Origin of the sequence: Streptomyces yangpuensis (assembly GCF_001005295.1) — a bacterium.
GTDB lineage: Bacteria > Actinomycetota > Actinomycetes > Streptomycetales > Streptomycetaceae > Streptomyces > Streptomyces yangpuensis.
The window spans coordinates 500,978-511,847 of sequence record NZ_LBMK01000004.1; the positions used below are offsets into that span (position 1 = coordinate 500,978).

Annotated in this window: 8 protein-coding genes and 1 pseudogene; 7 read left to right on the top strand and 2 right to left on the bottom strand. The window is 74.7% G+C overall.

What is annotated here, in order from left to right:
- Position 1: 1 nt before the first annotated feature.
- Positions 2 to 1,156 carry an FAD-dependent oxidoreductase gene (locus AAT21_RS23680; protein ID WP_046778932.1) on the bottom strand — a complete coding sequence of 385 codons (1,155 nt, stop codon included), beginning with the start codon at positions 1,154 to 1,156 and terminating at the stop codon, positions 2 to 4.
- 119 nt (positions 1,157 to 1,275) lie between these two features.
- Here AAT21_RS23680 and AAT21_RS23685 point away from each other — a divergent pair, with 119 nt between their 5' ends.
- A complete protein-coding gene (locus AAT21_RS23685) occupies positions 1,276 to 1,833 on the top strand; it encodes a TetR/AcrR family transcriptional regulator (RefSeq protein ID WP_046778933.1) in 558 nt (185 codons plus the stop codon).
- 56 nt (positions 1,834 to 1,889) lie between these two features.
- Here the strand turns inward: AAT21_RS23685 and AAT21_RS23690 are convergent, their stop codons facing one another.
- Positions 1,890 to 3,230 (bottom strand): type III PLP-dependent enzyme domain-containing protein, encoded by a 1,341-nt coding sequence (locus tag AAT21_RS23690; RefSeq protein WP_235439138.1) that lies wholly within the window; start codon positions 3,228 to 3,230, stop codon positions 1,890 to 1,892.
- A gap of 104 nt (positions 3,231 to 3,334) precedes the next feature.
- On the opposite strand from AAT21_RS23690, the gene hutU reads away from it, so the two are divergent.
- The 6 genes and pseudogenes from hutU to AAT21_RS23720 all read left to right on the top strand — a co-directional run bounded on the left by hutU (position 3,335) and on the right by AAT21_RS23720 (position 10,865).
- Entirely contained in the window at positions 3,335 to 4,999 is a 1,665-nt protein-coding gene (gene hutU / locus AAT21_RS23695) for a urocanate hydratase (RefSeq protein ID WP_046778935.1), read from the top strand.
- Between the two features lie 57 nt (positions 5,000 to 5,056).
- Positions 5,057 to 6,269: pseudogene (locus AAT21_RS23700) on the top strand (allantoate amidohydrolase); the annotation flags it as partial.
- Positions 6,260 to 7,600: a formimidoylglutamate deiminase gene (locus AAT21_RS23705; RefSeq protein WP_046778937.1), complete on the top strand. Its 1,341-nt coding sequence runs from the start codon at positions 6,260 to 6,262 to the stop codon at positions 7,598 to 7,600. The pseudogene AAT21_RS23700 and the gene AAT21_RS23705, both read left to right, overlap by 10 nt.
- Before the next feature lie 180 nt (positions 7,601 to 7,780).
- Positions 7,781 to 8,959: an imidazolonepropionase gene (gene hutI, locus AAT21_RS23710; RefSeq protein WP_046778938.1), complete on the top strand. Its 1,179-nt coding sequence runs from the start codon at positions 7,781 to 7,783 to the stop codon at positions 8,957 to 8,959.
- A gap of 113 nt (positions 8,960 to 9,072) precedes the next feature.
- On the top strand, positions 9,073 to 9,762 hold the full coding sequence (locus tag AAT21_RS23715) for an LPXTG cell wall anchor domain-containing protein (protein WP_046778939.1): 690 nt from the start codon (positions 9,073 to 9,075) through the stop codon (positions 9,760 to 9,762).
- 17 nt (positions 9,763 to 9,779) lie between these two features.
- On the top strand, positions 9,780 to 10,865 hold the full coding sequence (locus AAT21_RS23720) for a COG1470 family protein (RefSeq protein WP_052757956.1): 1,086 nt from the start codon (positions 9,780 to 9,782) through the stop codon (positions 10,863 to 10,865).
- Positions 10,866 to 10,870: the final 5 nt, after the last annotated feature.

Below are 10,870 nucleotides of genomic sequence, written 5' to 3' on the forward strand. Positions count from 1 at the left end.
CTCAGCGGTAGTTGAGCTCCGCCAGCTCGGTGGCGAGCCGGACGCGCAGGGCCGGGACGCGCGCGAGGACGGGCAGCACGGTGTTGCGCACGGCGCGCAGGGCCCCGTTCCGGGCGGTCGCGACCCGGGTCATCCGGTGGGTCAGGGCCACCACGCGCAGGGCTACGGGGCGGCGGGCGGCCTCGTAGCCGTCGAGGCCGCCGGAGGCCAGGGCGCGTCCGAGGGCGTAGCCGTCCTGGATGCCGGTGTTCATGCCCTGCCCGCCGGCCGGGCTGTGCACGTGGGCGGCGTCCCCGGCGAGGAACAGCCGGCCGGCGCGGTAGCGGTCGGCGACGCGGTGGTGGATACGGAACCGGGAGGACCAGACGATGTCACGCACGGCCGCCTGGCCGGGGACGCGTTCGTCGAGCAGGCCGCGGACGAAGGCGAGGTCCGGTTCGGCGGGGGCCTCGGCGACGGTGGCGACGACCCGGTAGTGCCCTCCCGGCAGCGGGGCGATCACGGTGAGTCCGGCGGCGCCGAAGGCGAGCGACACCTCACGCGGGCCCGGGGCCCAGTCCATGATCACGTCGGCGAGGACGAAGGACTCCCCGTACGAGCCGCCCTCGAAGGCTATGCCGGCGGCCGTACGGACCGCGCTGTGCATGCCGTCGGCGCCCACGACGTGTGCGGCACGCAGGGTCTCGCCGGTGGAGGTGGTGAGGGTGGCTCCTTCCGCGTCCTGGGTCACGGCGGTCACCTCGTAGGGGCGGTGGACGTCACCGCCGAGCGCCCGCAGGCGGCGCAGGAGGACGGCCTCGGTCTCGTACTGGGGGACCATCAGCGCGTACGGGTGGGCCGTGGGCAGGCCGTCGAAGTCGACGGCCGCGAGGAGCCGGGCGCCGTCGCGGATGCCGAACCGGGTGACGGGGACGCCGCGGCCGACCAGATCGGCGCTCAGCGCGCCGCTCGGGTCGAGCTCGTCGAGGACCTCCAGGGTGCGGGCGTGCACGACGGCGGCACGGGAGGTGTTGGCACCCTCGGCCTGCCGGTCGAGCAGCACGAAGTCGATTCCGGCCTCCGCCAGGGTCACGGCGAGGGCGAGGCCGGTGGGGCCGGCGCCGACGACGGCGACCTCGGTGCGGGCGGGGAGCGGGAGAGCGGCGGTGCTGGTCATGACGGCCTCCTCCGGATTGCCAACGATTGTTGGCCAACGGCTGTTGACATCAGAGTGCGCCACCCCGGGCGCCATGTCAACGGTTGTGGGCACACGGGTGTTGGCCTACGCTTGTTGGCGTGACTGAACGACGCTCCTCCGACCGCACCCGGGCCGCGATCCTGCGCGCCGCGCGCGAGCGGTTCGCCGCCCACGGGTACGAACGCACCACCATCCGGGCCGTCGCGGCGGACGCGGAGATCGACCCGTCGATGGTCATGCGGTACTTCGGCAGCAAGGAACAGCTCTTCGACGCCGCGCTCGCGGTGGACCTGCGCCTGCCGGACCTCCGCGCGGTGCCCGCAGGGGAACTTCCCGCCACCCTCCTGCGCCACTTCGTGGAGCGGTGGGAGGGCGACCCGGCCGACGACACCCTCCTTGTACTGCTGCGCTCGGCGGTCACCAACGAGCAGGCCGCCGCCCGGATGCGGGAGGTGTTCGCGACGCAGGTCGCCCCCGCGCTCGCGGCGGCCCTCGGTCCGGAGCGGGCGGCCCGCACGGCCGGCCTGGTCTCCAGCCAGCTGCTGGGCCTGGCCCTGACCCGCTACCTGTTGCGCCTGCCCGCGGTCACCGCGCTGGCCGCGGACGACCTGGTCGCGGGCCTGACCCCGGCGCTGGCGGTCACCCTGGCCGGCTGAGCCGGCCGAGCCGACCTGACCGGCCGAGCCGACCTGACGGGCCGGCCGGGCGTGGTTCAGAGGAGGGCGTCGGCGTGGGCGGCGCCGGCTTCCGCCACGATGTCGGCGGTGGACTGCGCGGGGCGGGCGAGGCGGAAGCGGACGCGGCCGTCCGGGGTCACCGTGAAGCCGTGGACCGCCGGGCGCGGCAGGCTGTTGTAGCCGTAGTGGGCCGTGAAGAAGTACGCGCCCGTGTCCGGGACGCCGATCAGGTCGCCGGGCCCGAGCAGCGGCAGCTCGCGGGCCGCGGCGAGCAGGTCCCCCGCGAAGCAGGCGGGGCCGGCGACGTCCTGGGCCACCGCGGGGCCGGTCTTCGGGGCGCCCTTGGCGTCGTACGGCAGGATCCGCACCGGCCAGGCCGCCGGGGCGTAGGCGGTACGGGTCGCCAGCTGCACGCCGGCGTGGGTGAGGGCGATGGGCCGGGATCCGCTGGTCTTGGTGTACTCGACCCGGGCCAGCACCAGGCCGTGCTTGGCCAGCAGGGACCGGCCGAATTCGGTGACCAGGCCGTACGCGCCGTCGAAGAGCGCCGGGACCGCGGCCTGCAGGGCGGACACGTAGCCGGCGTACGTCGGGCCCCTCTCGTCGGAGGTGAAGTCGACCGGCAGCCCGCCGCCGATGTCGAGGGTGTCGACCTGGCGGCGGCCGGCCGCCGTGTTGATCTCCTCGGCCAGGGCGTGCAGCTCCCGTACGCCCTGCGCGATCTGCTCCAGGGGGACGCCCTGCGAGCCCGAGTGGATGTGCAGGCGGGTCAGCCACGGCCGGTCCAGGAAGGCCCGTACGAGCCATTCGCGCGCCCCGGGATCACGCAGGGCGACGCCGAACTTCGAGGTGGACGTCGCCGTGGACAGTGCGTCGATGGTGCCCGCGCCGGTCTGCGGGTTGATCCGGACGCCGACCGGGGACGCGGTGGGGGCTGCGGCGACCAGGGCGTCCAGCCGCTCCAGCTCCTGGCGGTTGTCGGCGTTGACCGCGATCCCCAGGGCGAGCGCCTCGCGCAGCTCGGCCGTCGTCTTGGCGGGGGAGTCGAGCACGGTCCGGGCCGCGGGGACCCCCGCCGTCCGGGCCAGCGCCAGCTCGCCGGGGCTCGCGACCTCGCAGCCGAGCCCGGCGGCCGCCAGCAGCCGGAGCACCGGGACGAGCGGGGCGGCCTTGACGGCGAAGGCGTGCAGGACGGGCGTGCCGGGTGCCAGGGCGGCCGAGAAGGCCGTGGTCAGAGCGGCGGCCGAGGCCCGGATCCCGTCGGTGTCCAGCAGGCAGACCAGGGGCTGGCAGGAGTCGCTCCCGCCCACCAGTCCCTGCTCGACGGCGGCCCGTACGACCAGGTTCCGGCGCTCGGCGATGTCCTCGGTGGCCATGTCCGCCATCCCATCATCCGACAGGGCTGGCCGCAGCTGTTGACTGAATCTATTCAGGACGCGAGGATGTGAATGGAATTACCAACATCGGAGGAGGCACCGCCATGTCAGGACCCCGCCCCGTACGCGCCGCGCGCGGCACCGAGCTCAGCGCCCTGGGATGGCAGCAGGAGGCCGCGCTGCGGATGCTCCAGAACAACCTCGACCCCGAGGTCGCCGAGCACCCCGACAAGCTCGTCGTCTACGGCGGCACCGGCAAGGCCGCCCGCGACTGGCGCTCGTACGACGCCATGGTCCGCACCCTGCGGACCCTGAAGCAGGACGAGACGATGCTCGTCCAGTCCGGCCGCCCGGTCGGCGTCATGCAGACCCACGAGTGGGCGCCGCGCGTGCTGCTCGCCAACTCCAACCTGGTCGGCGACTGGGCCAACTGGGAGGAGTTCCGCCGCCTGGAGCACCTCGGCCTGACCATGTACGGCCAGATGACCGCCGGTTCGTGGATCTACATCGGCACGCAGGGCATCCTCCAGGGCACCTACGAGACCTTCGCGGCGGTCGCGGCCAAGAGGTTCGGCGGCACCCTCGCCGGCACGATCACCCTCACCGCCGGCCTCGGCGGCATGGGCGGCGCCCAGCCGCTGGCCGTCACCATGAACGACGGCGTCGCGATCTGCATCGACGTCGACCCGCGCGCCATCGAGCGCCGCATCGAGCACCGCTACCTGGACGTCAGGGCCGACAACCTGGCCCACGCCCTCCAGCTGGCCGTCGAGGCCCGCGACGCCCGCAAGCCGCTCTCCATCGGCCTCCTCGGCAACGCCGCCGAGCTGCTCCCGCAGATGCTCGCCGAGGGCGCCCCCATCGACATCGTGACGGACCAGACCTCCGCCCACGACCCGCTCTCGTACCTGCCCGTCGGTGTCGACTTCGACGACATGGCCTCCTACGCCGCCAAGGACCCGGCCGGCTTCACCACCCGGGCCCGCGAGTCCATGGCCAAGCACGTCGAGGCCATGGTCGGCTTCATGGACGCCGGCTCCGAGGTCTTCGACTACGGCAACTCCATCCGCGGCGAGGCCCAGCTGGCCGGCTACGACCGCGCCTTCGCCTTCCCCGGCTTCGTTCCCGCCTACATCCGCCCGCTGTTCTGCGAGGGCAAGGGCCCCTTCCGCTGGGCCGCCCTGTCCGGCGAGGCCTCGGACATCCACAAGACCGACAAGGCGATGCTGGAGCTCTTCCCGGAGAACGAGTCCCTGCACCGCTGGATCAAGATGGCCGGCGAGCGCGTCCACTTCCAGGGCCTGCCCGCGCGCATCTGCTGGCTCGGCTACGGCGAGCGCGACAAGGCCGGTGAGCGCTTCAACGAGATGGTCGCCGACGGCACCCTCGCCGCGCCCCTGGCGATCGGCCGCGACCACCTCGACTGCGGCTCGGTGGCCTCCCCGTACCGCGAGACCGAGGCCATGCTCGACGGCTCCGACGCCATCGCCGACTGGCCGCTGCTCAACGCCATGGTCAACGTTGCTTCCGGCGCCTCCTGGGTCTCCATCCACCACGGCGGCGGCGTCGGCATGGGCCGCTCCATCCACGCAGGCCAGGTCACCGTCGCCGACGGCACCGCGCTGGCCGGCGAGAAGATCCGCCGCGTCCTCACCAACGACCCGGGCATGGGCGTCATCCGCCACGTCGACGCCGGCTACGACATCGCCGAGACGGTCGCCGACGAGCGCGGCGTCCGCGTCCCGATGCGCGAGGGCGACGACGCGTGAGCGGGGCCGAGTCCACGCCCGCGGCCGGCCCGGCCGCGGGCTCCGGCGGGGGGCCCNCGGGGCGCCGTCGTTCCACGAGATGTGGAACGAGCTCGCACCCGTCGGCCGCCACGCGGACACCGGCGGCTACCGCCGCTACGCGTGGAGCGGGGCCGACGCCGACTGCCGCACCTGGTTCCAGGAGCAGGCCGAGGCGCGCGGGCTCACGTACGAGACCGACCGCAACGGCAACCAGTGGGCCTGGCTCGGCGACCCCCTCGCCGGGGACGCCGTGGTCACCGGCTCGCACCTGGACTCCGTCCCCGACGGCGGGGCCTTCGACGGCCCCCTCGGCGTGGTCTCCTCCTTCGCGGCCCTGGACGAACTGCGCAGGCGGGGCGCGGAGTTCTCCCGGCCGCTGGCCATCACCAACTTCGGTGACGAGGAGGGCGCCCGCTTCGGTCTCGCCTGCGTCGGCTCCCGGCTCACCGCCGGACAGCTGACCAAGGACAAGGCCCACGAGCTGCGCGACGCCGACGGCATCAGCCTGCCGCAGGCCATGGAGGCCGCCGGATACGACCCCGACGCCATCGGGGCCGACCCCGAACGCCTCGCCCGTATCGGCGCGTTCGTCGAACTGCACGTCGAACAGGGCCGCGCCCTGGACCTGTCCGGGGACCGGGTCGGCATCGCCTCGGCGATCTGGCCGCACGGCCGCTGGCGGTTCGACTTCCGCGGCGAGGCCAACCACGCCGGCACCACCCGCCTGGTGGACCGGCGTGACCCGATGCTGACGTACGCGGCGACCGTACTGGCCGCCCGCACCGAGGCGGCCCTCGCCGGGGCCGTCGCCACCTTCGGGAAGATCTCCGTCGAGCCCAACGGCGTCAACGCCATCCCGTCGCTCGTACGCGGCTGGCTCGACTCCCGCGCCGCCGACCAGGCCACCCTCGACACGGTCGTCACCGCCATCGAGAAGGCCGCGCGCGAGCGCGCCGACCAGGACGGCATCGACCTCGGGATCGTCCGGGAGTCCTTCACCCCGGTCGTGGAGTTCGAGCACGCCCTGCGCGACGAGATGAACCGGATCCTGGGCGGGGCCGTCCCCGTCCTCGGCACCGGGGCCGGACACGACGCGGGAATCCTCTCCGCCGCCGTCCCGACCGCGATGCTGTTCGTACGGAACCCGACCGGCGTCTCCCACTCCCCGCGGGAGTTCGCCGCCGAGGACGACTGCGTGGCCGGTGTCCTCGCCCTCGCCGACGTACTGGAAGGCCTGGCATGTCGCTGACGACGTACTGGCTGGAGCACGCCTGGCTCGGCACCCTTGTCGAGCCGGGCGTCGCCCTGGAGGTCACCGAAGACGGCCGGATCGGCGCCCTGCGCACCGGCGTCGACGCGCCGCCGCCGGGCGCGGAGATCCTGCGCGGCCTGACCCTGCCCGGCCTCGCCAACGCACACAGCCACGCCTTCCACCGGGCCCTGCGCGGCACCGTCCAGGTCGGCTCCGGCACCTTCTGGACCTGGCGCGAGCTCATGTACGAGGTCGCCCAGAACCTCACCCCCGACAGCTACTTCACGCTCGCCCGAGCCGTCTACGCCGAGATGGCGCTGGCCGGCATCACGAACGTCGGCGAGTTCCACTACGTCCACCACGCGCCCGGCGGCACCCCGTACGCCGACCCCAACGCCATGGGCGAGGCCCTGATCGAGGCCGCCGCCGCGGCCGGCATCCGCATCACCCTCCTCGACACCGCCTACCTGTCCTCGGGCTTCGGCGAGGCACCCAACACCCACCAGCAGCGCTTCTCGGACGGCACCGCCGACGCCTGGGCCGAACGCGTCAGCTCCCTGAAGCCCCGCGGGCACGCCCTGATCGGCGCGGCCGTCCACTCGGTGCGGGCCGTGCCCGCGGACCAGCTGGCCACCGTCGCCCGCTGGGCCGAGGAGCGCCGGGCGCCCCTGCACGTTCACCTCTCGGAGCAGACCGCCGAGAACGACGCCTGCCAGGCCGCCCACGGCCGCACCCCGACCCAGCTGCTGGCCGACCACGGCGTGCTCGGCCCGCGCACCACCGGCGTCCACAACACGCACCTCACGGACGCGGACATCGCCCTGCTCGGCGGCACCGGCACCGGCACCTGCATGTGCCCCACCACCGAACGCGACCTCGCCGACGGCATCGGCCCCGCCACCCGGCTCCAGCGGGCGGGCAGCCCGCTCTCCCTGGGCAGCGACAGCCACGCCGTGATCGACCTGCTGGAAGAGGCGCGCGCGATGGAGCTCAACGAGCGCCTGCGCAGCCGCACGCGGGGCCACTGGACGGCGAACGCGCTGCTCACCGCCGCCACCGGCGACGGGCACGCGGCGCTGGGGCTGGCCGGCGCGGGCCGCCTGGAGGAGGGCGCGCTCGCGGACTTCACCACCGTCGCCCTGGACTCCGTCCGCACGGCCGGTCCGCTGCCGCGGCTCGGCGCCGAGACGGCCGTCTTCGCCGCCACCGCCGCCGACGTCCGCCACACGGTCGTCGCCGGCCGGCACGTGGTCCGCGACGGCCACCACACCCTGGTCGCAGACGTCCCGTCCGCCCTGTCCGAAGCGATCGCGGCCCTCCGCGCCTGACGTTGCTCCGCCCCGCCCCACCCTTTCGCCGTTTCCCGGGGCTCCGCCCCGGACCCCGCGCCTCAAACGCCGGCGGGGCCGGATTTTCCAGCCCGTCCGGCGTTTGAGGACCGGGTCCGGGGCGGAGCCCGGTTTCGGGAAGGGGCGGGGTGGGGGCAAGCAAGCTCTGAGAGGAACCCAGTGACCACCACGGCCATCACCAACATCGGCAGCCTCGTCACCAACGACCCCGCCGTCGGCGACGGCAGCCCCCTCGGCCTGATCGAGAACGCCGCCGTCGTCATCGACGCCGACAAGATCGCGTGGGTCGGCCCCGCCGCCCAGGTCCCGGCCGCGGACGAAAGCTTCGACGCGGCCGGCCGCGCCCTGATCCCCGGCTTCGTCGACTCGCACTCGCACCTCGTCTTCGCCGGCGACCGCACCCAGGAGTTCAACGCCCGGATGTCCGGGCGCGCCTACTCCGCCGGCGGCATCCGCACCACCGTCGCCGCCACCCGCGCCGCCTCCGACGCCGCACTGGAGGCGAACCTCGTCCGCCACCTCGACGAGGCCCGCCGCCAGGGCACCACCACCTTCGAGACCAAGTCCGGCTACGGCCTGACCGTCGCCGACGAGGCCCGCGCCCTGCGCATCGCCGCCGCGCACACCGAAGAGGTCACCTACCTCGGCGCGCACATCGTCTCCCCGGACTACGCCGAGGACCCCGCCGGCTACGTCGACCTCGTCACCGGCGAGATGCTGGCGGCCTGCGCCCCGTACGCCCGCTGGGTCGACGTCTTCTGCGAGAAGGGCGCCTTCGACGGCGACCAGGCCCGCGCGGTCCTCACCGCCGGCGCCGCCGCCGGGCTGATCCCGCGCGTCCACGCCAACCAGCTCTCCCACGGCCCCGGCGTCCAGCTCGCCGTCGAGCTGGAGGCCGCCTCCGCCGACCACTGCACCCACCTCACCGACGCCGACGTCGACGCCCTCGCCCAGGCGGCGGACACCACGGTCGCCACCCTGCTGCCCGGCGCCGAGTTCTCCACCCGCGCCCAGTGGCCCGACGCCCGCCGCCTGATCGACGCGGGCGCGACCGTCGCGCTGTCCACGGACTGCAACCCCGGCTCCTCCTACACGAGCTCCATGCCGTTCTGCATCGCGCTCGCCGTCCGCGACATGCGGATGACCCCCGACGAGGCCCTCTGGTCGGCCACCGCCGGCGGCGCCCGCGCGCTGCGCCGCGCCGACATCGGCGTCCTGGCCCCCGGGGCCCGCGCCGACCTGGCCCTGCTGGACGCCCCCAGCCATGTCCACCTGGCCTACCGGCCGGGCGTACCGCTGGTTTCCGCGGTGTGGCGCAAGGGCGTCCGCGCGCACTGACGAACGGTCGATCCGGGCCTGTCCTTTGTCTTCCCTCCGTAAGGCCCCGGGCGTACCTTGAGCCACCGATCTGATGTTCCGTCAGTTATCCGTGGTCCGAGGGGAAGACGAAGGTGACCGACCGCAAACGCTCCACCGCGCTCGCGCTGGCCTCCGCGCTGGCCGGATCGGCGGTACTGCTCGCCGCCCCCACGGCCCGCGCCGCGGTCGTCGACGTGGCCTACGACTGCAAGACCCCGATCGGGGACAAGTCGGCGGTGTCGCCCATCGACATCAAGGCCGTCAAGGAGGGCGACGGCTACAAGCTGACCATGTCCTTCCAGAAGGGCGTCTCGTCCAGCCCCATCGAGCTGGGCAAGGGCGCGATGAGCCCCGGCGCCGTCATCGTCGTCGGCGGCGCCGAGAAGGTGTCCGTACCGGTGTCCGGGCCGTCCAATTCCGAGGCGGTGCCCCCGGACACCCCCATCAAGATCACCGATCTCTCGGGCACCTACACGCCGAAGAAGAGCGGCAAGGTCACCTTCACCGCCGGCGTGCTCACCGTCAAGGCGATGGGCACCACGACCACCTGCACCCCCGGCAACAACCCCGGGCCCTCCCTGGAACTGGACGTCACCGCGGCCGGCGGGGCCGGTGGGACGGGCGCGCAGCCAGGCGGCGGCGACTCCGCGCCCGACACCCTCCCGCAGACCGGACCCACCGACTCCGCCCTCGCCCTCGGCACCCTCGGCGGCACCGTGATGCTCGCCGGCGCGGCCGGCGTGCTCTGGCTGACCCGGCGCGGCCGGCGGGCCCGGTCCTGAACGGAGCACCCCCGGCCATGCCCGTGCTCCACAGCCCCAGGCGCGACGCCCGCCTCCTCCTGGTCCTGCTCGCCGCGGCCGCGCTGCACACGGTCCCCGCCGCCCCCGCGGCCGCCGACGAACCGGGCTGGACCGCCGAGCCCGCCGCCGGAACGGCCGCGGCCCGGCCCGGCGGCGCCCGCCCGTACTTCTACCTGGAGGGCGCCCCCGCGGCCGTGCTGGAGGACCGCCTCGCCCTGACCAACACCACCGACCAGGAGCGCACCGTCACCCTGCGCGGGGCCGACGCCTACAACACCGCCGACGGCGCCCTCGCGGTACGCCCGGCAGCCCCCGCGCCCGGCGGCGAGCCCGCACCCGCACCCGCGCCCGGGGCCGCGTCCGCACCCGGAGCCGTGTCCACGCCCGGCGCCGGTTCCTGGTTCAGTTTCGGCGCCGGAGCCACCGTGAAGATCCCGCCCCGCACCCGCGCCGTGGTCCCCTTCACCGTCACCGTGCCGCCGGCGTCGTCGCCCGGCGACCACCCCGCCGCGGTGATCGCCGCCGAAGCGGGCCGCGAGGTGGGCGTACGGGTCCACCTGCGGGTCAGCGGTCCCACCCTGGCCGCCCTCACCGTCGAGGACGTCGCCGTTCGGGGCCGGGGCGCGGCCTCGGTCGTCGCCTACACCCTCGTCAACCGCGGCAACGTCGCCCTCGCCCCCGAGCTGGACATCCGCGCAGAAGGCGCCTTCGGCGAGGTCCCCGGCCGCGGCCCGCGCTCCGTCCCGGTCGAACTGCTCCCCGGGCAGCGGGTCGAGCTGACCGAGCCCTGGCCAGGCGCCCCGGTCCTCGACCGGGTCCGTGTCACGGTCACCGTGACCGCCCCCGGCGGTGCCCGGGCCGCCGGGGCCGCCTCCGCCTGGCTCGTGCCGTGGCGGGCCGCCGGCTGGACGGGCCTCGGGCTGCTCGGGCTCGGCGGGACCGCGCTGGGCGCGCTGTTCCTCGTACGGGGCCGGCGCCCGCGGCGGGACCCGGCGGACGGCGGGGCCGCCGGCGGACCCTCCGGGACGCCCGGAGCGAGGACCCCTGCACCGGAACACGAACTGACGGGAGCCTCCAGGTGAGTGCC